16 protein-coding genes are annotated in these 21,031 nt (G+C 72.1%); 3 read left to right on the forward strand and 13 right to left on the reverse strand.

Annotated features, from left to right (window positions below; all coding sequences use genetic code 11):
• Nucleotides 1-35 precede the first annotated feature (35 nt).
• From A3CQ_RS0137845 to A3CQ_RS0137890, 10 genes are all read right to left on the reverse strand, one after another.
• Nucleotides 36-1,073, reverse strand: a complete 1,038-nt coding sequence (locus tag A3CQ_RS0137845) for a DUF2855 family protein (protein WP_245577522.1) — start codon at nt 1,071-1,073, stop codon at nt 36-38.
• 34 nt (nt 1,074-1,107) lie between these two features.
• Nucleotides 1,108-2,121: a 5'-3' exonuclease gene (locus tag A3CQ_RS0137850; RefSeq protein ID WP_020516174.1), complete on the reverse strand. Its 1,014-nt coding sequence runs from the start codon at nt 2,119-2,121 to the stop codon at nt 1,108-1,110.
• 299 nt (nt 2,122-2,420) lie between these two features.
• Nucleotides 2,421-3,407, reverse strand: coding sequence for a LacI family DNA-binding transcriptional regulator (locus A3CQ_RS0137855; protein ID WP_020516175.1), 987 nt, complete (start codon nt 3,405-3,407; stop codon nt 2,421-2,423).
• A gap of 69 nt (nt 3,408-3,476) precedes the next feature.
• Entirely contained in the window at nt 3,477-4,991 is a 1,515-nt protein-coding gene (gene araA, locus A3CQ_RS0137860; RefSeq protein ID WP_020516176.1) for an L-arabinose isomerase, read from the reverse strand.
• Nucleotides 4,988-5,683, reverse strand: a complete 696-nt coding sequence (araD, locus tag A3CQ_RS0137865) for an L-ribulose-5-phosphate 4-epimerase AraD (RefSeq protein WP_020516177.1) — start codon at nt 5,681-5,683, stop codon at nt 4,988-4,990. Before araD ends, araA begins: the two co-directional genes overlap by 4 nt.
• Nucleotides 5,680-6,681 (reverse strand): LacI family DNA-binding transcriptional regulator, encoded by a 1,002-nt coding sequence (locus A3CQ_RS0137870; protein WP_020516178.1) that lies wholly within the window; start codon nt 6,679-6,681, stop codon nt 5,680-5,682. Before A3CQ_RS0137870 ends, araD begins: the two co-directional genes overlap by 4 nt.
• A gap of 32 nt (nt 6,682-6,713) precedes the next feature.
• The gene (locus tag A3CQ_RS55490) at nt 6,714-7,757 is read right to left on the reverse strand and encodes an ABC transporter permease (RefSeq protein ID WP_020516179.1); all 1,044 of its coding nucleotides are present in this window, start codon (nt 7,755-7,757) and stop codon (nt 6,714-6,716) included.
• Nucleotides 7,754-8,722: an ABC transporter permease gene (locus tag A3CQ_RS0137880; protein WP_020516180.1), complete on the reverse strand. Its 969-nt coding sequence runs from the start codon at nt 8,720-8,722 to the stop codon at nt 7,754-7,756. Before A3CQ_RS0137880 ends, A3CQ_RS55490 begins: the two co-directional genes overlap by 4 nt.
• The gene (locus A3CQ_RS0137885; RefSeq protein ID WP_020516181.1) at nt 8,719-10,269 is read right to left on the reverse strand and encodes a sugar ABC transporter ATP-binding protein; all 1,551 of its coding nucleotides are present in this window, start codon (nt 10,267-10,269) and stop codon (nt 8,719-8,721) included. The genes A3CQ_RS0137880 and A3CQ_RS0137885 overlap by 4 nt, the downstream gene beginning before the upstream one ends.
• Nucleotides 10,269-11,435: a substrate-binding domain-containing protein gene (locus A3CQ_RS0137890; RefSeq protein WP_020516182.1), complete on the reverse strand. Its 1,167-nt coding sequence runs from the start codon at nt 11,433-11,435 to the stop codon at nt 10,269-10,271. The genes A3CQ_RS0137885 and A3CQ_RS0137890 overlap by 1 nt, the downstream gene beginning before the upstream one ends.
• Nucleotides 11,436-11,935: 500 nt before the next feature.
• Here A3CQ_RS0137890 and A3CQ_RS0137895 point away from each other — a divergent pair, with 500 nt between their 5' ends.
• Entirely contained in the window at nt 11,936-12,676 is a 741-nt protein-coding gene (locus tag A3CQ_RS0137895) for an alpha/beta fold hydrolase (RefSeq protein ID WP_020516183.1), read from the forward strand.
• Between the two features lie 100 nt (nt 12,677-12,776).
• On the opposite strand, the gene A3CQ_RS55495 is transcribed toward A3CQ_RS0137895, so the two are convergent.
• From A3CQ_RS55495 to A3CQ_RS62315, 3 genes are read right to left on the reverse strand one after another with little or no spacing between them, the layout of a single operon-like run.
• A complete protein-coding gene (locus A3CQ_RS55495) occupies nt 12,777-14,045 on the reverse strand; it encodes a M50 family metallopeptidase (RefSeq protein WP_020516184.1) in 1,269 nt (422 codons plus the stop codon).
• Nucleotides 14,042-15,136 (reverse strand): HesA/MoeB/ThiF family protein, encoded by a 1,095-nt coding sequence (locus A3CQ_RS0137905; RefSeq protein ID WP_020516185.1) that lies wholly within the window; start codon nt 15,134-15,136, stop codon nt 14,042-14,044. Before A3CQ_RS0137905 ends, A3CQ_RS55495 begins: the two co-directional genes overlap by 4 nt.
• A gap of 57 nt (nt 15,137-15,193) precedes the next feature.
• The gene (locus A3CQ_RS62315; RefSeq protein WP_020516186.1) at nt 15,194-18,004 is read right to left on the reverse strand and encodes a helix-turn-helix transcriptional regulator; all 2,811 of its coding nucleotides are present in this window, start codon (nt 18,002-18,004) and stop codon (nt 15,194-15,196) included.
• 177 nt (nt 18,005-18,181) lie between these two features.
• Between A3CQ_RS62315 and A3CQ_RS0137915 the strand changes: the two genes are divergently transcribed.
• Both A3CQ_RS0137915 and A3CQ_RS0137920 read left to right on the forward strand, forming a co-directional pair.
• Nucleotides 18,182-19,045, forward strand: a complete 864-nt coding sequence (locus A3CQ_RS0137915; RefSeq protein WP_020516187.1) for an alpha/beta hydrolase family protein — start codon at nt 18,182-18,184, stop codon at nt 19,043-19,045.
• 252 nt (nt 19,046-19,297) lie between these two features.
• A complete protein-coding gene (locus A3CQ_RS0137920) occupies nt 19,298-20,833 on the forward strand; it encodes an MDR family MFS transporter (RefSeq protein ID WP_157296853.1) in 1,536 nt (511 codons plus the stop codon).
• Nucleotides 20,834-21,031 lie beyond the last annotated feature (198 nt).

The following is a 21,031-nucleotide window of genomic DNA, read 5'->3' on the forward strand; positions in this document are numbered from 1 at the left end:
GAAGACACTTGCCGATAAGGATCAGAGGATGGGGATCAGAGCTTGACGACGCGCCCCACGCTCGGCGGCACCCGTCCCGCCCGCACGTCCGACCAGGCGTCGACGAGCCCGGCCGGCCCCGACCCGACCGAGACGTGCAGCCATCCGCTCACCTCGCCGGCGAACCCCCGCCAGGCGGCGGCGAAGCGCCGGTCCAGCTCGTCCCGCCCCCACTCCCGGCGGCGCTTGCTCATCTGCACCGGCGCGAAGAACAGCTCGTCGGCCGTGTCGATGTTGGAAGTTTGTCCGGTCAGGCCCACCGCGATGTCGCGCACGAGCGAGGCCCCGAGGCGATCACGCAGCGCCCGCCGTAAATCCGGCGAGCCCGACAGATCCAGATAGACCACGGGCGAAGGCGGCAAGGACTCGAGATCGGAATACGGCAGCACCGTGTCGTAGCAGCCCAGCGAGCGCGTGAAGCCGGCATTCCCCGCCGAGGTGAGCCCGATCAACTGCGGCCCGCGCCCGTACAGGGAGAGAGCGGCCCCGTACGCCGTCTTGCTCGAGGCCGACGACACGACCAGCGACGACGCCCCGAAGAACGCGTTGTCGATCAGGTAGTCCGCGAGCATGAACGACGTGAAGAACAACGGCCGCAGCAGGATCAGCAGGTCCTCCTGGTCGTGCCGGTAGGCGGGGTCCCCGGTGGTGATGCGGTACGAGTTGTACGGCGAGGGCAGGTCCGCCCGGTGCGGCGAGACGTCGTGGAACCCCGTGTCGTCGACCCGCCCGCCCCGCACGATCAGATGGGACGACGGCGGGAGGTACCCGTAGAAGCGCTGCCCCTCGAGCACGCCCGGCGCCCGCGAGGCCACCACGTCGGCGAACCCCCAGAGCGGCGGCAGCCCCCACTCCGCCCCGATCGGGGACGGGAAGAACTGCCAATACCGCATCGCCTCGCCGAGCACCGCGTACGTCACGTTGTTGGCGGTCATCCCCACCCGGTCGACCCGCAGCAGCGCCTCGCCGGGCCCGGGGGAGGGCGTGTCGTCGTCGGAGACCAGGGTCGTCTTGCCGAGATCGTCCCGTGCCACGGCAAAGGTCCACACAGCGAGCCCCCTCAGAAACTCAGAACAGCGACAGTTGACCGGGCGTCGGATCGCGGCGCGCCGACAGGCCGTTCCGGAAGACCCACGGCCGCAGCTCCGGCGTCTCGTCGACCGCCTGTGCGGACGGCGGCGGGGGCGCGCCACCCACCAGCGCCCACAGCGACGGCCCGAGATTGATCCCCCGTGCCCGCAGCGCCTGCCGCATGACCAGGTAGTCGAGCGGGAGCCGCGCCGACGCCAGCCCGGGCAGCTCGAGATCGCCGCGCATGCTCATGAGCCGCCGGTTCCGCGATACGATCTCCCGGGAGGCGGGCTCGGCGAAGAAGGCCGCTGCCTGCGCCCCGACGGCGGCCTCGAGTGAGGACGCCGGCGCTTCCCAGGCGGCCTCCACCGAACCGAATGCCGCCAGCAGCTTTTTCGCGGTTGTGGCGCCGAACTGGCGTACACCATGAAGGTTGTCCGAAGGATCTCCGCGCAGCGCCGCGAAATCCCGGTACTGCGCGGGCGTGACGCCGTAGAGCGCGGGCAGCGCCGCCTCGTCGATGAGCACGGCCTCGTCGAAGCCGCCGTTGCGCACCCGCAGCACCGAGGTGGTCTCGTCGATCAGCGCGAACGCGTCCCGGTCGCTGGTCATCAGCACCGACTGCCAGCCGGCCGCCCGCGCCGCCGCGGCCGCGCTGGCCAGCACATCGTCGGCCTCGTAGGCCGGCGGCACCACCGTGCACACCCCACAGTCGGCCAGCAGCAGCGGCGCCACCGCGAGCTGGGCCACGAGTGCGTCCGCTTTGTCCGGTCGATGAGCCTTGTACGCCGGATACCAGGATTTGCGCTCCGACGACACCGGGCAGTCGAACCCGACGATCACCGCGTCGGGGGAGAGGTGGGCGGCGGCACGCGCCAGGTATCCCACCAGGCCGTGCAGCGCCCAGACCGGCGAACCGTCCGGCGCCAGCAGCTCCCCGAAGGCCGCCGCATGGTAGGCACGATGCAGCAGGCTGTTCCCATCGAGGACCAGAAGCAGCGGCGGCGGCACCGGAACAGCTTACGCGCGACCCGGCCACATGGGACCCGCCGAGACCATCACTCCCCTGATGGCCCCGGCGGGGGATCCGCACGCATCGTTGTTCACGTTCACAAACAGGAAGTTTGCTGAACGGTTACGACGCTGTTTCAAGAAATGTTAACGATCACAGCAGCCGTGTCAAGACGCCGTCGTAGCCGCGTCTCAACGGACAATTCCGCGCGTACTGCCATCGACAAACATCAATCTAATATCGTACGCGCCGACGACTCCGTGCCGAAGTTCCACCCTGCCGGCGACAGCGGCGGGGCTCAGGCCGGCCCGGCCACCGAATCGCGCTCGATCAGCTCCGGCGCGATGGTGCGGCGCGCTCCGACGCCGGCCGGCCCGGACTCCACCTGGGCCATCAGCAGGTCCAGGGTCGCCATGGCCACCGCCGCGAAATCGGGTCGTACGGTCGTCAGCGGCGGCGTGAAGTAGGCCGCCTCCGGCACATCGTCGAAGCCGATGATGCTCACGTCGCCGGGCACCCGCCGGCCGTGCTCGTTGAGCGCCCGCAGCAGTCCCAGCGCGATGTGGTCGTTGGCCGTGAAGACCGCGGTCACGTCGGGCAGGCGCGCCAGCAGCTGGCCGTTGCGGTAGCCCGATGCCGCGCTCCAGTCCCCGGTCAGCAGCGGCGGGATCTCCACGCCGGCCTCGGTCAGCGTGTCCTCCCAGCCGCGTACCCGCCCGGCCGCGTCGAACCAGTCGGACGGCCCGGAGATGTGCCACACCGTGCGATGCCCCGCGTCGAGCAGCCGCTGGGTCGCGGCGCGCGCGCCGGCCACCTGGTCGACGGTCACCAGCGTGCTGGACCGCTCCGGATCGCCGTCGATCGTGACCAGCGGCACGTCGGCCGGCAGGTGCTCGAGGGCGGGCCCGGCGCTGGCCACCGGCGCGATCACGACGAGCCCGGCGACCCGCTGGTCGAGGTGGCGCTCGACGGCCTCGGTGATGGACCGCTCGTCGAGGCTGCGCACGCTGCCCACGTTGACCGCGAAGCCGGTCGCCTGGGCGGCCTCCTCGAACGCGGTCAGCATCGACGCCGGCCCGTACAGCGACGAGTTCTGCGCGACCACGCCGATCACCTTGGACGTGCCCGTGACCAGCGCACGAGCCGCTCGATCGGGCCGGTAGCCCAGCTCGGCTATGGCCGCCCGCACCTTCAGCCGGGTCTGCTCGCTCACGTTCTTGTGCTCGTTGAGCACACGCGAGACGGTCTGGTGCGACACCCCCGCCAGCCGGGCGACGTCCATCATGCCCGGCGGCCGTCCGCGTTTCACGTTCACCGACACCCCGCATCCGCCTGTTGCGGGCAGGATATATGGTCACCGCAGCCCGCCCGCCAGCAGCTGATACGCGGCGTTCCAGCGGAGTTCGCGGCGGATCGACGAGGGAGTGCTCGCCTCATCGATCATCACCAATTCCGTACGGGTGAGTTCGGCGAACTGGTCGACGACGGCGACACCGAGCGCGGTGCTCAGCACGGTGTGGTGCGGACCGCCCGCCATCAGCCAGCACTCGGCCGAGGTGGGCAGGTCGGGGGCCGGTTCCCAGACCGCGGAGGCGACCGGCAGCGCGGTCAGCTCGGCGTCCGGCGGCACCAGGGTCACGACGTTGCCGACGAGCCGGAAGCGGTCGCCCATGTCACACATCCCGACGACCACGCCCGGGCCCGGCGCGGCCGAGAACTTCAGGCGTACGGGATCCTCACGGCCACCGATCGACAGCGGGTGGATCTCCAGAGAGGGAGTGCCGGCGGTGATCGACGGGCAGACCTCGAGCATGTGCGCGCCGAGGATCCGCTGCGGCCCCGGCCCGAGGTGGTACGTGTAGTCCTCCATGAACGAGGTGCCGCCGGGCAGGCCGTACGCGGCGGCCTTGAAGGTGGCGAGCAGCATCGACGTCTTCCAGTCGCCCTCGCCGCCGAATCCGTACCCGTCGGCCATCAGCCGTTGCACCGCGAGCCCGGGCAGCTGCCGCAGCCCGCCGAGATCCTCGAAGTTCGTCGTGAACGCCCCGAAACCGCCGGCGGAAAGGAACTGGCGGAGCCCGGCCTCGATGCGTGCCCCGTAGCGCAGCGACTCGTGCCGGTCGCCGTCCTTGCGCAACGACGGCGCCAGCTCGTAGAGGTCCGAGTACTCCGCGACGAGCTCGTCGACGGCCGTGTCCGGCACCGCATCGACCACGGCGACCAGGTCGTTCACCCCGTACGTGTTGACCGAGACCCCGAAATGCCGCTCGGCCTCCACCTTGTCGCCCTCGGTGACCGCGACGTCGCGCATGTTGTCGCCGAAGCGGGCCAGCCGCAGCGACCGCATGGTCGCGACCGCGACGGACGCGCGCACCCATTCGCCGACGCGGGACGCCGTCCGCGGCTCGGACGCGTGCCCGGCCACCGTCGTGCGCGCCACCCCGAGCCGGGTCTGCACGTAGCCGAACTCCCGGTCGCCGTGCGCGGCCTGGTTGAGGTTCATGAAGTCCATGTCGATGGTCGACCAGGGCAGCTCCCGGTGCGCCTGGGTGTGCAGGTGCAGCAGCGGCTTGCGCAGCGCCTCCAGCCCGCTGATCCACATCTTGGCGGGCGAGAACGTGTGCATCCAGGCGATCACCCCGACGCAGCGGTCGTCGGCGTTCGCGGCGATCATCACGGCCTTGATGCCGGCCGAGTCGGTGAGCACGGGCCGCCACACGATCGGCGCCGGGATGTCGGCGGAACCGTCGAGCTGCGCGACCACCTGCTGCGACTGCGCCGCCACCTGGGCGAGCGTGTCCTCGCCGTAGAGGCCCTGGCTTCCGGTGAGGAACCAGATCTCGCGGCCGTCGAAAGGATTCATGCTCATCCTCGTTCCGAGAGGTTTCCGTAGTACGCGTCCGGGCCGTGCTTGCGGGTGTGGTGCCGGCGGATCAGGTGGGCCGGGGGAGCGGCGGACGGGTCGAGGCTGAGCGTGCGGAGGGCGATCTCGGCGACCGCCTCGCACACGATCGCCGTCTCCAGCGACGCCATGGCGGTGGCGCCCCAGGTGAACGGGCCGTGGCTGGCGGCGAGCACGGCCGGCACCGCGTCGCACTCGCCGTCCAGGGTGTCGAGGATGGCCACGCCGGTGTTGCGCTCGTAGTCGCGCTCGCACTCGGCCGGGGTGAGGTCGCGGGTGCAGCGGATCGGCCCGTCGAAGGTGTCGGCGTGCGTGGTGCCGAGCACCGGGATGTCCCGCCGGGCCTGGGCGAACGCGACCGCGGAGGTGGAGTGCGTGTGGGTGATCCCGCCGATCGACGGGAACGCCTGGTAGAGCACCCGGTGGGTCTCGCTGTCGACGGACGGCCGGAGCGAGCCGCCGACCACCCGCCCGGTCTCGATCTCCACGGTGACCAGGCTCTCCACGTCGAGCTCGTGGTACGGCACGCCCGACGGCTTGATCACGTACACCCCGGCTCCGCGGTCGACACCGGATACGTTTCCCCAGGTCAGCGTGGCCAGGCCGGCGGCGGGGATGCGGCGGTTGGCCTCCAGCACCTCGCGGAGCAGATCCCTCATGCCTTCTCCTGGTTGCCCGGCGGCGCCACCGTGGCCCGGGGGATGAGCACCGGCTCGACCAGCGCCGACTCCGCCGAGCTCGTCCCGGTGGCGAGCTGGTCGAGCAGCAGCCGCACCGCCTGCCGGCCCACCTCGGCGAACTCCTGCCGCACGGTGGACAGCCCCGGATGGAAGTACCCGGCCTCGGGCACGTCGTCGAAGCCGACCAGGCTGACGTCCTCGGGGATGCGGCGGCCCTGCTCGGCCATGGCCCGCATGATGCCCAGCGCCACGTGGTCGTTGGCCGCGAAGATCGCGGTGCAGTCCGGGATCCGGGCGAGCATCCGCCCGCACTGGTAGCCGGACGCGGCCGACCAGCCGGCCCGCGGCATGGGCGGCGCCACCGCGCCCACCTCGGCCAGCGCGGCCCGCCAGCCCTCCTCGCGGGCGCGGCTGCCGTGCCACGGCTCGGGACCGGCCACGTGCCACACCGTGCGGTGGCCGGCCTCGAGCAGGTGGCGGGTGGCGAGCAGCCCGCCGGTGTACTGGTCGACCGAGACGTTCGCGGACTGCCACTCGGGCAGCCCGTCCACGGTCACGATCGGCACCCCGCCCGGCACCAGGCGCATCGCCTCGGCGGCCGCGTCGACGGGGGCGATGAAGACCAGGCCGGCCGCGCCCTGCTGGACGAGCCGCTCGACGATCCGGCGGGACGCGGCGGTGGCGTCGTACCCCGCCACGTGCCCGACGGTCAGCGACAGGTCGGCGCCGAGCGCCGCCTCGCCGATGGCCTGCACCATGCTGGACGGTCCGTACAGCGTGGTGTTCTGGGCCACCACGCCGATCACGTTGGACCGGCCGGTCGCCAGCACCCGGGCCGACAGGTTGCGCCGGTAGCCGAGCTCGGCGATCGCGGCCAGCACACGGGTGCGGGTGGTGGCCGACACGTGCGGGTGCCCGTTGAGCACCCTCGAGACGGTCTGGTGCGAGACGCCGGCGCGGGCCGCGACATCGGACATCACCGGCCCGCGCTGGGGCGGGGGGCCAGGGATCATGTGTCGGCCGTGCCCGCTCGGCGGCTCAGTACCGCCTGGAGGATGACGACCACCAGCAGGAATCCGCCGGAGACGACCTGCTGCACGTACGAGTTGAGGTTGGCGCCCTGCACGATCAGGTTCTGGATCACGAACAGCAGCAGCACGCCGGCGAGGGTGCCGACCATCGAGCCGACGCCGCCGGAGAGCAGGGTCCCGCCGATCACCACGGCCGCGATGGCGGACAGTTCGTAAGCGTCACCGATCCGCGCCTCCTGGCCGCCGCCGGAGAGCGCCGTGGTGAGAATGCCGGAGAGGCCGGCACACAGGCCGCTCACGACATACACGATGGTCTGCGTGCGCTTGACGGGCAAGCCCATCAGCTCCGCGGCGCCCTGGTTGCCACCCACTGCCTGAACGGACTGTCCGAATGGGGTGCGATTGAGCACCCACCAGCCGATCGCGAACACCACCAGCATGATCCACACCGGGGTGCCGATGGTCGCCAGCGAGCCGGTGCCGAGCGTCTCGAAGGCCCGGAAGCCCTCGATCTGCGGGTGGTCGTTGCCCTCGTTGGTGATGTAGTAGACCAGGCCGCGGACGCCGGTGAGGCCGGCCAGCGTCACGATGAACGCGGGCAGCCGCAGCCGCGCGATGATCAGCCCCTGGATCAGGCCGACGAGCCCGGCCGCGAGCAGCGCGTACCCGACCGCTATGAACGAGCCGCGCGGGGCGTACATGGCGCTGATGATCGTCGCGAGGGCGTACGTCGAGCCGACCGACAGGTCGATGCCGCCGCAGATGATCACGAAGGTCATGCCGGCCGCGATGATCCCGATGAACGAGGCGGCGAGGGCCACGTTGCGCAGGTTGTCGGGCTTGCCGAAGCTCGGCACCAGCAGCGCGCCGAGCAGCACCACCAGCACGAGCACGGCCACCGCGCCGTTGCGCGAGATCAGCGAGGTCAGCGCCCGGGCCCGGGCGCGCGCGGCCTCCCGGCCACCGTGGTCGGCGGCGACCGCCACCGGTGGTTGCTTGGTCGCGGGGGCGGGGGCGGTCACCGTGAACTCCTTGCCGGTCGCTGAATGTAGACGGCCGCGATGATGATCAGTGCTTCGACCATGCGGGCCACCGAGTCGGGCGCGTTGTGCGAGACGAGCGTGGTCTCCAGCAGCTGGATGAGGATCGCGCCGGTGACCGTGCCGAGGATCCGCACCCGACCGCCGGTCAGCGACGTACCGCCGACGACCACCGCGGTGATCGCGGTCAGCTCCATCAGCAGGCCGATGTAGGAGGGGTCGCTGGCTCGCAGCCGGGCGGTCGCGATCACGCCGGCCACCGCGGCCAGCGTGCCCGAGATCGCGTAGACCACGACCAGCGTGCGGCGCACCGGCAGGCCGGCCAGCACGCTGGCCCGCCGGTTGCCGCCGACGGCGAGCAGCCGGTATCCGAAGGCGGTGCGGCGCACCAGGAACGACACCGCCACCGCGAGCAGGGCCGCCACGATCATCACGTACGGGATGCCGAGGAACTTGCCGAGCCGGATGTCCTTGAAGACCGGGACGAACAGCTCGACCAGGGCGCCACCGGTGATGACCAGGGCGATGCCCCGGCCGGCCACCAGCACGCCCAGCGTGGCGACGATCGGCTGCACCCGGGCGATCGCCACGACCAGGCCGTTGAAGACGCCGACCAGCAGGCCGGCGGCCACGGCCGCGAGCATCGCGACGCCGATCGGCGAGCCGCCGGTCACGAACTTCGCCAGCACCGCGCTGGCGATCGCCATGATCGAGCCGACCGACAGGTCGACGCCGCCGGTGCCGATGACCAGGGCCATTCCCAGCGACACGATGATCACCGGTGGCACCTGCGAGAACAGCAGCTGCACGGTGTCCACCGTGAGGAAGTTGGGGGTGGCGATCGCGTTGAACACGACCAGCACCAGCAGGGCCAGGTACACGCCGTGCTCGCGCGTCCAGGCGGCGATCGCCGTACGGTCGCGGAGGTTGGCGGCCAGGGTCGTCATTTCTCGGCCTCTATCTGCTCCGACGCCTCTATCTGCTCGGACGCGGCGTCCGCGATCAGGTCCATGATCTTGTCCTCGGTGATGTCGTCGCCGACGAGACGGCCGAGCTGGGCGCCGTCGCGCAGCACCACGACCGAGTCCGAGCCCTCCACCACCTCCTCGAGCTCGCTGGAGATGAGCACCACGGCCATCCCCTTCTCGGCCAGCTCCGCGACCAGGGCCTGCACCTCGGCCTTGGCCCCGACGTCGATGCCCCGGGTCGGCTCGTCCAGCAGCAGCACCCGCGGGTTCAGGCAGAGCAGGCGGGCCAGCAGCACCTTCTGCTGGTTGCCGCCGGACAGCTCGCTCACGCGCTGCAGCGGGCTCGCCGCCTTGATCCGCAGCCGGGTCATGAACGTCTTGACGATGTCGTCGACCCGCTTGCGGGAGACCAGGCCCGACCGGGTGAGCTGGGGAAGCGCGGCCAGGCCGATGTTGTCCCGGATGGACATGTCCGGGATGAGCCCCTCGGCCTTGCGGTCCTCGGGGAGCATCGCCACGCCCTGCCGGATCCGGGAGGCGGGCGTCTGGTGCGTGAGCGGCTTGCCGTCCACGCTGATGTCGCCCGAGTCCAGCGGCAGCGCGCCGAAGATCGCCTTCGCGGTCTCGCTGCGGCCCGAGCCGAGCAGGCCGGCCAGGCCGACCACCTCGCCCGGCCGCACGACCACCGACACGTCCTCGAGGATCAGCCGCCGGTTGAGGTGCTCGGCCCGCAGCACGGGCTCGCCGTCCTCCAGCTCGCGCCGGCCCAGGCGCGTACGGCCGCTCTCGTCGAGCTCGGCCGCGTCCCGGCCGAGCATCCGGGAGATCAGCTGCCGGCGGGTCAGCTCGCTGGTCGGTCCCGTCGAGACCAGCTTGCCGTCGCGCAGCACGGTGATCGTGTCGCAGGCCCGGAAGACCTCGTCCAGCTTGTGCGAGACGTACACGATCGCGACGTCCTTGGCCTTGAGCTGGGCGACCAGGTCGAGCAGCAGGTCGACCTCGCGCGGCTCCAGCGACGACGTCGGCTCGTCCATGATCACGACGCTGGCGTCGGTCTCGACCGCGCGGGCGATCGCGACCATCTGCTGGATGCCGAGGCCGAGCTCGCCGAGGGGGCGCTTGACGTCCGCGACGATCCCGTACCGCCGCAGCGCCTCCGCCGAGTTCCGGTTCATCCGCTTGAGGTCCAGCGAGCCGAACCGGGTCGGCTCGCGGCCGAGGAAGAAGTTCCGGGCCACGCTCAGCTGCGGCGCGAGATGCACCTCCTGGTAGATGGTGGCGATCCCGGCCCGTTGTGCGCTGCGGGGCGAGTCGAAGGCCACCTCCTCGCCCCGCAGCCGAACAGATCCGCTGTCCAGCTGATACACGCCGGTGATCAGCTTGATCAGCGTCGACTTACCGGCCCCGTTCTCGCCGACCAGCGCGTGCACCGAGCCCGCGTGCAACTCGATGGAGACATCCTCAAGCGCGCGTACTCCGGCGAACCGTTTACTGGCCGACGTGACAGCCAACACCGGCGTGGTCATCAGTAGGCCTTGCCCGAGCTCAGAGCCTCGGCGGCGTTGGAGCTGTCGTACTGGTTGTCGGTCGTGATGGTCACCGCCGGGGCGCCGTCGCCGTTCACGTACGCCTCGAGCGCGGCCTGCGAGGCCGGGCCGAACGCCGGGTTGGACTCGATCACGGCGTCGAAGTTGCCGTCGACGATGGCCTGCACGGCGCCCTTGGTGCCGTCGATCGAGACGATGTGGACGTTCTTGGTGCCGGACTTGCCGGCGTCGTCGAGCGCGGCCAGCGCGCCCAGGCCCATCTCGTCGTTCTCGGCGTAGATGGCGTTGACGTCCGGGTGGGCCCGCAGCATCGTCTCGGTGACGCTCTTGCCCTTCTCCCGGGTGAAGTCGCCGGTCTGCTGGAAGACGACCTCGATGCCGCTGGCGTTCTTGGCCTTGAGCTGGTCGAGGAAGCCCGCGGTGCGGTCGTCGGTGACGTTCACGCCGGTGGCGCCGAGCAGGATCGCCAGCTTGGCCTTGCCGCCGGTTGCCTTGATCATCGCGTCCGCGGCGCGGCGGCCCTGCTCCACGAAGTCCGAGCCGAGCTGCGGGCCGACGTCCTTGCAGCCCTGGACGCCGGTGATGTTCCGGTCGACCGGGATCATGGCAACCTTCTTCGACTTGGCGTACGCGATCGCGTCGCCGAGGCCGGTCGAGTTGATCGGCGAGAAGATGATCGCCTTGGCGCCCTTGTCGATCATGCCCTTGATGTCGGTGTTCTCCTGCTGCACGTTCGACTGGGCGTTCGTGGTGAGCAGCTTCCACCCCTTCGCCTTCGCCGCCTCGATCTGCGACTTCGTCGACGCGATGCGGAAGGGGTTCGCCTCCTTCTCGGACTGCGCCCAGCCGATCGTGTCCTTGGTGAAGTCGATCTTGGCGATGCCCAGGTCGGAGCCCTTGCACATCGGCCCGTACTGGGCCGAGACGCCGTCCGGCTTGGCCGTGGTGAGCAGCTCCGTGCCGCCGGCCGCGGTGATCGCCGCCGGGACGCCGCCGGCGTTGGCGGAGCCCAGGGCGGTGGCGACCGGCGCCGCCGAGCTGTCGTCACTGGTGGAGCCCGAGTTGGAGCCGGTGCTGCAGGCGGTGAGAGCAACCGCCGCCGCGGCGGCCGTGGCCGCAACGGTGATCCTGCGACGTGCCTTCATGCGAAATCGTCCTTTGCGCTGGGTGAGGGGAACCCGGGGGAGCGGGCGGCTGAACCGCCGCATACTGCGCTTGGCGAGCCGAAATTGTGAACGCAAACATGCGTGCGCCGCGCACGCGCTGTCAAGGCCCAGCTACACCGGCGTTACGGGTTCGTGACATTGATCCCCGGTCGCCCTGACGTGGAAAAACCGCACCTTGACAGCGTTTCCGGAGGTGGTGGATGGTGTCCAGGGTGTATCTGCCAGGTTTCGGCGGTCCGCCCGCCGATCAACCATCGAGCGGGAGCGTTGTTAACGGTCTCAGACGCGACAACCCATAGCCGGCCGTCACTGGGTCGCCCGCCGGCCGCCGCGACCATCGGCGGCCCTTCACCATGCGCGCGTCGCGCCGGTCCGAGGATGGCGCCGGCGACTGCGAAAATCGGAGTAAACATGGAGAAAGGGCGCCGGCGACAGCGGAGAGGAGCGCGGCCGCTGCTGATCGTCGATATTGTTCGTGGATGACGTTCCAGGTTGCGCCGGGAGTCCGACCGCCGATCGTCTTCGTCTCCGCCCTCGGCACCCGCAGCGAGAACTGGGACGGGGTGCGCGATCGGTTGAAGGATCTGGAGACGATCGCGTACGACCGGCCGGGCATCGGCGGTGTGCCGGCGCGGCCCGCCCCGAATCCGCCGCTGTCGTACCGCGGCTTCGCGGACGAGCTGGTGCGGCTGCTGGACGACAACGGGGTGACCGGCCCGGTGGTGCTGGTGGGCCACTCGTTCGGCGCGCTCATCGTGCGTGCGCTCGCGGGAGCCCATCCGCGGCGGGTGGCGGGGCTGGTCATTGTGGACGGTGCGCTTCCGCAGTTCCACCTGGAGCCGAGCGATGAGCCCATGCTGGACGGGGACGAGCCCGGCGCCACCGAGCTGGACATCGTCACGGGGAACGTGGAGGTGCTGTCGGCGTCCGTTCCGGCCGTGCCCGCCGCCGTGCTGGTGCGGACCCACGGCAAGAGGAACAGCGGCCCGCCGCCTCACCCCGCCGCGGAGGATCTGTGGCGGGTGAGCCAGCGCCGGCTCGCCGGGGAGATGGGCACGCCCCTGATCGTCGCCGACGACTCCGCGCACTTCCTGCAGCGCGAGGCCCCCGACCTGGTCGCCTACGCGGTCCGCCTGGTGCACGCCGCGGTCCGGGACAGTGGTGAGGTTCGCGTGCGGGCCGACGATCTTGCACCGCTGAAGGGGCACCTCGATCGATGACGAGTCGCCGCCACGCCCGGGGGGTGGACGCGGCGGCGACGGCCGGATGAGACGTCAGGAGGAGGTTCCGCACTCCTGGGTCGTCTCGACCTTGTCCAACTTACGGATCACGATCGTCGTCATCTCTGTTCACCTCCTCCGGGGGTGAGATCCGCGCCCGGCCGGCGAGTCGGCGCCGGGCGTACGAGCGGACGCGGCCTCCGTGACGCGCCCACCAGGATCGGCCCCAGACGATCCAGAAACCGCCGATCAGCGTGATCGTGATGGCGGCGTCCAGCCGGGCCGCCGCGGTGGCCGGGTGGGCCAGGCTCGTGACGGCATCGGCGATGAGGGTGACGGCGACCGGAACGGTGACCGTGAAGGCGACACCCAGGCTGATGGCGCTGCCCACCACGAGCAGCACGGTGTACCAGCGGACCGCCCGGCGTTCCCGCGCCGGAAGAGCGGGGCTCGGGTCCGGCCCGCGACGGAGACGGGCCCACCACAGCGCGTACGCCGACCCGTCCGCGAACAGGTTGCGGCAGCCGCTGAGGTCCTGCAGCACGAAATAGAGGTCGGTCCGCATGAAAACGAAGAACTGCGACACCAGCAGCACCAGCGCGGTCATGGTGGTCACCGCGGCCAGGCGGTCCGGCAGCGTCCCCGGCGCGGCCCACACCCGCACGAGCACGCCGGCCGCGGCCACCGCCAGGTTGACCGCGATTCCGGACAGGTAGACCACGATCCGGGTCCAGCGGGGCGCGGCCCAGATGCCGCTCACGTCGGTCTGCGCGGCCAGGAAGAGCAGCCGCGTGCTCAGCGACATCCGGCCGGGCACTCCCACCGCGCGGGCGGTCGCGAGGTGCCCCAGCTCGTGCAGCCCGATGATGAGCCAGGCGGTGATCGCCGAGGCGGCCAGCACGAAGCTGCCCCGCGAGGTCCAGAGCAGGTCGCCGTAGCGCGGCGCGAGCGAGGGCCGCCACGCGACGGCGACCACGGCCGCGAGCACGAGCACGGCCACGGCCACCGCCGTCGGCCACGTCAGCAGCCAGCGAACGTGGGCCGGCCGCAGCCACGGCAGGGTCGACCGCGGGGGCTCCGCGCCGTCGAGCCGTTCGTCGTCGACCTCCGCCACGAAGCCGAGCTCCATCAGCGAGCCCGCGAATCCCGCGACGTCCACGTCCTCACCGGTGGCCGCGCGCACCCGATCCCGTACGGAATCGATGGTCAGACCCTCGCCCAGCAGGCGCAGGATCTCGCAGGCCAGCGCCGGCACGGCGATGAAGTCGCCGGTCTCGACCCGCCCGACGATCCACTCGTCGCCGTCGGCCCGCATGCTCAGGTCGTGCAGGCGCACCCGGGTCCCACCCGCGATCAGCCCGGCCGTCACGACGGCTCACCGCAGGCGAAGCAGTGCGGGTCGCGGGCGCAGTGGGTGGTGCCGTCGTCGGCGTCCGTGAGCAGGCCCACCGCCTGCCGCTGGCCCGATTCGATCGCGGGGACGCCGGTGATGATGCCGAGTGCCAGGTGGGCCGCGAGGTGGCCGGAGAGCCCGGCGGTCGGCGCGATCACCGCGTTGAAGGCACCCCGCTCGAGGGTCTCGGCGGCCGCGGGCACGATCTCGCGCAGCGTCGCCCGGAGGCTGCTCTGGCGGCACTCGTAGCAGGCGCCCAGCCCTGGCCGGTAGGCCGTCGCCTTCGGCACCGGCCCGTGGTAGCCGGCGTCCACCCAGGGGGTCCCGGCGTCGAGGCAGGCCCGGTTCGCCCACGAGCGGATCTCCGGTGGCTGGTCGGCGCAGAGCACCAGCACGTCGTGCACCCGGGCGAGCCGTCGCAGGTCGCCCACGCCGCCGATCCGCGTGGTCTCGCCGGTGATCTCGATGTCCCGGTTGCGCTCGCGGAGCTGGCCGACCGCGGCTTCGGCCTTGGGGCGCCCGATGTCGGCCTCGCGGAAGACCAACTGGCGGTTGAGATTGGACAGCTCGACCGTGTCGCCGTCCACGAGGTGGAGCCGCCCGACTCCGCTGCCGGCGAGTGCCAGGGCCGCGCTGCCACCGGTGCCGCCGACGCCGACGACCACGACCCGGGCCCGCTTGAGCCGCAGTTGCGGGCCCCAGCCGTCGCCGCCAGGGCGCAGGTCGATCCAGCGGTAGAACATCCGCGCGCTGCCGTGGCGTTCGACGTCCCGCTCGGTCAGCTCCGGTGGCGGGGGTGCCGCCGCGTCATCGAGGTAGCCGGCGTCGGCGAACTGATCCAAGGCCGCGCGCACCGCGATCGCTTGCTCATCCGGGTGCGCCGCCAGCACGACGTCGGAGATCTCTTCGGGTGTACGGCTACCGTCCGCCGCGCGGAGCATGGTCCAGATCGCGCCCGTGGTGTCGGCGACCTCGGCCGCTATGCCGTGGACACTGCCGCCGAGCCGGATGCGGCCGTCGGCGGTGCGGAACGTCGCGTGCTCGGGCTTGACCCGCGGTCGGCGCATGCTCTAGTCCTCCAAGCACCGCCCCGCGGATCACCATAAGCGTCCACATTGGAGACGTCAATCCCGCAAGACCCGGGCCAGTTCCGTACGGGATCGCACGCCGAGCCGGGCGAAGACGTTGCGCAGGTGGTGGTCGACGGTGCGGGGACTCAGATGCAGTTGCTGGGCGACCTCGCGGTTGGTGGCGCCGTCGGCGACCAGCCCGGCGATGCGCTCCTGCTGCGCGGTCAGCGCCGGGATCGCCGGTGCGCCCGGTGACGGCTCGCGGCCCTCCGCCAGGCGGCCCGGCCCGCGGCCCTCCGCCAGGCGGCCTCGCTCGCGGCCTTCCGCCAGGCGGCCCGGCTGGCGGCCCGACGCCAGGCTGCCCGGCTGGCTGCCCGGCTGGCTGCCCCACGGCGGGCTGCCCCACGGCGGGCTGCCCCACGGCGGGCTGCCCCACGGCGGGCTGCCCCACGGCGCGCTGGTCAGGGCCGCGACGCGCTCCCCGGCGGCCCGCAGCTCGCGGACGGCCTGCGCGGCCCACGGCCCGGCGCCCAGGAGCTGGAATGTTCCAGCCGCCTGCCGCAGGTGGTCCCGGGCCTCCAGGTGACGGCGGCCCCGGCGCAGGTGGCGGCCGTAGAGGAGCTCGGTGTGCGCCCGCGCGAAGCCGGCGTCGTGCTGCCGCAGCGCCTCCCGGAAGTGGTCGTCGGCGGCCACCGCGTCGCCGGTCCGCAGCGCGCGGCACCGGGACCGCATGGCGAGCCAGGGCGCTTCCCCGGTGCGCGACGCCCACCGGTCGAACAGCAGGGCCGGCGCGTCGAGCGAGGACTCCGCGCCGGCGGGCTCGACGAGGCGCGGGACAGACGACGGCCCGCCGGCGGCCTCGACGAGGTGCGGGATGACGGCCACCCGCAAGACGGCCGACCCCCGGCCGGGCGGGGCAGCGACGATCGCGGCGAGGCGCGACGCGGCCCGGGCGGGCTGTCCCTCGACCAGATCGAGCAGGGCGTACGCCCAGTCCGTGAGGTCGCGGGCCTCCTGGTGGCGGGCCGTGGCCTCGCGGCAGCGCAGCTCCCCGGTCGGCCGGTCGCCGACCAGCCCTGCCAGCACCGCGAGCAGCGCCAGCAGGCTGTCGGCGAGGTCGAGGCGGCCGTACCGGCGGGCGGCGGCAGCGCCGTCGAGGGCGGCCGTGGTGGCGGCGTCGTACCGCCCGGCCGCGAGCTCGGCATACGCGGTCGCTTCCAGTGCCGCCGGCACCAGGGCGAACGCCCCACCGGCGGCGGCCAGGGCGGCGGCCCGGCCGGCCAGCGACGCTCCCCGGCGATCCTGGCCCACCATGATCCCGGCCATCGCGGCCGCCACCAGCAGCGCCGGGTCGTCGACCCGGGCCGCCAGCGCGAGGACGGCCCGGAACTGCGCGAACGCGGCCTCGTCGTCGCCCCGCAACAGCGCCGCGACGCCCACCACCTGCCGGTAGGCGAGGGCGGCGGCGGGCGAGGGCCCGGGCGCCTCGAGACGGCGCACGAGCGCGATGTACCGGCCGGGATCGCCCGCCCGGCAGCACGCCTCACCGGCCAGCAGCAGCGCCGACAGCGCGCCCGGGACGTCGACCGGCAACAGTTCGGCGGCCACGTCGAGCAGGGCGTCACGGGCCGGCAGCGGGTCACCACGCAGCCCGATCTCGGCGAGCAGCCCGCGAGCCCGCGCCCGCACCGCAGCCTGGGGCAGTGAGGGCGACTCGTCGGGCCATTGGCCGGGCGGGCCGTCGGCCGCGGCGTGGGTGGCGGCGCGGTGCAGTAGGGGGACGGCCTCGTCGGGGCGGCCGGCTAGCCAGAACGAGCGGGCGGCCGCGAGCAGTGGACCGGCCGGATCGTCGGCGAGCTCCGCGGCGTACCGGAAGGAAAGTGCGGCAAGCGGAGGCGCGGCAGTGGCGGCGGCCAGGACGAGCTCGCGGGAAAGCGCGGGATCTCGGGTGGGAAGAGCGGCGGCGGCGCGGTGCGTGAGGGAGGAGAGGCCGGTGGTGTGCCGGGCCAGGGTGAGGTGGGCCAGGCGGCGCTCCTCGAGCGTCGAGTCCGCGCAGATCACCGAGCGCAGGACGGGCGGGACGAATCGGACGCTTCCGCAGGGGGAGATCGAGACGAGACCGGCGGCCTCTGCGGGCGACAAATCCGATAAATCGGAAAAGTTGGTGGAGAGCGCCAGGGTGAGCAGCGCGGCGCGAGTGGGCGTGGGGAGGGCGGACAAACTCGCCCGGAGGCGCTGGCCGAGCAGGCTCGACGGCGGCAGGCCGACCGGCATGGGGGCGAATCCCCGCCGCTCGGGCAAGGTGAGTGCCGCGGCCAAATCGGTGAGCGCGGCCGGATTGCCGGCCGCCACGGCCATGATCCCGGCGGCCACCGCGTCGGAGAGATCGGGCGCCACGCGCAGCAGGAGCCGGTGCGCCGCGTGATCGTCGAGCGGCCGGAGCGGCAGGACCGGCAGCCCGCCCGGCGCCGGGAAGGACGCGGCGGCCAGGACGGCCACCTCGTTGCCGCCGATCCGCCGGGCGAACTGCCGGATCGCGTCCCAGGACGGCCGGTCGAGCAGGTGTGCGTCGTCCACCAGGCAGAGCACCGGCCGCTCGCGCGCCGCGGCCCGAACGGCCTCCCACGACGAGCCGCCCAGCAGGCGCCGCAAGCCCGCGAACGGGATCCCGGCCTCGTCGGCGTAGCCCGGCGCGGCCAGGACCGTCCATCCGCCGGCCAGCCGGGCCGCCGAGCGCAGGAGCTCCGACCGCCCCGACCCCGGCTCGCCGGTCACGACCAGCGCGCCGCCGTGCCCGCCGGCAGCCGAACGCAGTAGCTCGTCGACGACGGCCAGCTCCCGGGAGTGCCCCCAAGGTTCTTGCACTGCTTGTGCATCAACCATGGGCACGAGTCTCGCGTTCACGGGACCCGGGACGGAAGGGACTTTTCGCAACGTGCGATTTCGTCCGTGTTACAAGGCCGGTGATTTCGCCGATGCGCGGCCCGCGCGGCGCCGCTGACACTGACGGCCATCGATCCCCAACCCCCGGGAGGATCCCAGGTGACAACGAAGACCCGAAGGTTCCTGGCCGCTGCCGCCGCGGCCGCCGTGCTGACCGTGGCACCGGCCACGTCGGCCCATGCCGCCGACAACCCGTACCAGCGTGGCCCCGACCCGACTCTCGCCGCCCTCGACGCGAGCCGTGGCCCTTACGCGGTGGCGACGAGCAGCGTCTCCTCGTCGGTCAGCGGGTTCGGTGGCGGCACCATCTACTACCCGACGACCACCAGCGAGGGCACGTTCGGCGCGGTCGCCATCGTGCCCGGGTTCACCGCCCGGTGGTCGAGCATCTCGTGGCTCGGCCCGCGGATCGCGTCGCACGGCTTCGTCGTGATCGGCATCGAGACCGACAGCGTGTACGACCAGCCCGCCCAGCGCGGGGACGAGTTGCTGGCCGCGCTCAGCTACCTGACCACGCAGAGCTCGGTCCGCACCCGCGTCGACGCGAGCCGGCTCGCCGTGGCCGGCCACTCGATGGGCGGCGGCGGCTCGCTCGAGGCGGCGCGGGATCGTCCGTCGCTGCAGGCCGCCGTGCCGCTGGCGCCGTGGGACTCCACGAAATCGTGGTCCGACCTGCGGGTTCCGACCCTCATCGTGGGCGGCGAGTCGGACACGATCGCGCCCGTCGCCTCGCACTCGATCCCGTTCTACACGAGCATCCCGGCGTCCTCGGAGAAGGCGTTCCTGGAGCTCAACAACGCGAGCCACTTCTTCCCGCAGTCGGTCAACACGCTGACCGGCCGGATGGCGGTGGCCTGGCTGAAGCGCTTCGTCGACAACGACACCCGCTACGACCAGTTCATCTGCCCCGGACCTTCCGGGACGGATGTCGAGGATTACCGCAATACGTGCCCCTTGTCCTGACCGCAGTGGTCGCGCCCGGCGTATCCGTTACGCCGGGCGCGTCCGTGTCTCTCGTGATCGGCATCACCGGATACCTAGCCGGGCGACAGGCTAAATTGGCGCGGGTGCCGGCCGATGAGTACGCCGTCTACCGACACTTCGGCAGGTACGAGGACGAGAGAAGGTCAGACCATGGCGGAACCCGTCGCGCCGGACAGTCCGGTGCAGGAACGGGCGGGACTGGGCTTCAGTCACCGCGAGATCCTGGTGACGATGAGCGGCCTGGTGATCGCCATGCTGCTGGCCCAGCTCGACAACATGATCGTTGCCCCGGCGCTGCCGACGATCGTCGGTGACCTCGGCGGCCTCGAGCACCTGTCCTGGGTGACCACCGGCTACATCCTGGCCACCACGATCGCGACGCCGATCTGGGGCAAGCTCGGCGACCTCTACGGCCGCCGGATCAGCTTCGTCGCGGCGATCGCGCTGTTCCTGATCGGCTCCGCGCTCTGCGGCATGGCCCACAACATGGGCGAGCTGGTCGGCTTCCGCGCGCTGCAGGGCCTGGGCGCCGGCGGCCTGATCGTCGGCGTGCTCTCGATCATCGGCGACATGATCCCGCCCCGCGACCGCAGCAAGTACCAGGGCGTCATGATGGCCGTCATGCCGGTCGCGCTGATCGGCGGCCCGCTGATCGGCGGCTTCATCACCGACCACCTGTCGTGGCGCTGGGCCTTCTACGTGAACCTGCCGCTCGGCATCGTCGCGCTGGTCGTCGCCTGGATCACCCTGGCCAAGCTGCCCGGGGGCACCGGCAGGGCGCGCATCGACTGGCTCGGCACCGCGCTGCTCACCGTCTGGATCACCTCGCTCGTGCTGGTCACCAGCTGGGGCGGCACGCAGTACGACTGGGGCTCGCCGCAGATCCTCGGCCTGATCGCGCTGACGATCGTCGGCCTGGCCGCGTTCATCCTGGTGGAGCGCAACCGCCCCGAGCCGATCATGCCGCTGCGCGTCTTCCGGAACCGCAACTTCGCCCTGGCCGGCGGCATCGCGTTCATCTCCGGCTTCGCCCTGTTCGGCGCGATCGGCTACCTGCCGCAGTACCAGCAGTTCGTGCAGGGCTCGTCGGCCACCAACAGCGGCCTGCTGCTGATGCCCATGATGATCGCGGTGATGGTGGTCAGCATCCTGGTCGGCAACGTGATCAGCCGCACCGGGCGCTATCGCATCTTCCCGATCGCCGGCATGGTCCTGGTCGTCGGCGGCATGCTGCTGTTCAGCACGGTCGGCCTCGGCACCTCGAAGACTACGACCGCGATCTTCATGGTCGTGCTCGGCGCCGGCATGGGCGGCATCATGCAGACCAGCACGCTGATCGCCCAGAACAGCCTGGACCGCCGGGACATGGGCGCCGGCACCGGCGCGTCGACGTTCCTGCGCAACATGGGCAGCTCGCTCGGCGTCTCGATCCTCGGCGCGATCTACGCCCACCAGCTGACCGCGACCTTCACGCACGGCGGCGCGGCGACCGGCGGCGGCTCCTCGGTCTCCTCGATCACGCCGGCGGCGCTGCGTGCCATGCCCGAGGCGGCCCGGCACCTGTTCCAGCAGGCCGTCACGGACGGCATCTCGTCGCTGTTCCTCTGGGGCGGCGTGGTCTCGGTGATCGGCATCGTGGTGGCGCTGTTCGTGAAGCACGTCCCGCTGCGCACCGGCCAGGCGCCCGCCCCGCCGGCCCAGCCCGCCCAGCCGGCCTCGCCGGGCGAGAAGGCGGCCGCCGAGGTCGCCGAGGTCGCCGCGGTCTGATCCGCTCGACGCCCGCCGCGACCGGCATCTGCTGGTCGCGGCGGGCTTCTTCGCCCGCGTCGCTGCAGGCCCGCCCGCGTCGCTGCGGGTCTGCCCGCGTCGCTGCAGGCCCGCCCGCGTCGCTGCGGGCCCGCCCGCGTCACTGCAGGCCCGACCGCGTCGCTGCGGGCTCTTCGCCCGCGTCGCGGCGGGCCTTCG

Origin of the sequence: Paractinoplanes globisporus DSM 43857, assembly GCF_000379645.1 — a bacterium.
Taxonomy (GTDB): domain Bacteria; phylum Actinomycetota; class Actinomycetes; order Mycobacteriales; family Micromonosporaceae; genus Actinoplanes; species Actinoplanes globisporus.

Excerpts from the sequence above, each read along its gene's own strand:
- araD (WP_020516177.1), bottom strand. The coding sequence starts at position 5,683 with ATGAGGGATCTGCTCCGCGAGGTGCTGGAGGCCAACCGCCGCATCCCC.
- A3CQ_RS0137870 (WP_020516178.1), bottom strand. The coding sequence starts at position 6,681 with ATGTCCGATGTCGCGGCCCGCGCCGGCGTCTCGCACCAGACCGTCTCG.
- A3CQ_RS0137855 (WP_020516175.1), bottom strand. The coding sequence starts at position 3,407 with ATGATGGACGTCGCCCGGCTGGCGGGGGTGTCGCACCAGACCGTCTCG.
- A3CQ_RS0137880 (WP_020516180.1), bottom strand. The coding sequence starts at position 8,722 with ATGACGACCCTGGCCGCCAACCTCCGCGACCGTACGGCGATCGCCGCC.
- araA (WP_020516176.1), bottom strand. The coding sequence starts at position 4,991 with ATGAGCATGAATCCTTTCGACGGCCGCGAGATCTGGTTCCTCACCGGA.
- A3CQ_RS0137895 (WP_020516183.1), top strand. The coding sequence starts at position 11,936 with ATGACGTTCCAGGTTGCGCCGGGAGTCCGACCGCCGATCGTCTTCGTC.
- A3CQ_RS0137890 (WP_020516182.1), bottom strand. The coding sequence starts at position 11,435 with ATGAAGGCACGTCGCAGGATCACCGTTGCGGCCACGGCCGCCGCGGCG.
- A3CQ_RS0137885 (WP_020516181.1), bottom strand. The coding sequence starts at position 10,269 with ATGACCACGCCGGTGTTGGCTGTCACGTCGGCCAGTAAACGGTTCGCC.
- A3CQ_RS0137920 (WP_157296853.1), top strand. The coding sequence starts at position 19,298 with ATGAGCGGCCTGGTGATCGCCATGCTGCTGGCCCAGCTCGACAACATG.
- A3CQ_RS0137905 (WP_020516185.1), bottom strand. The coding sequence starts at position 15,136 with ATGCGCCGACCGCGGGTCAAGCCCGAGCACGCGACGTTCCGCACCGCC.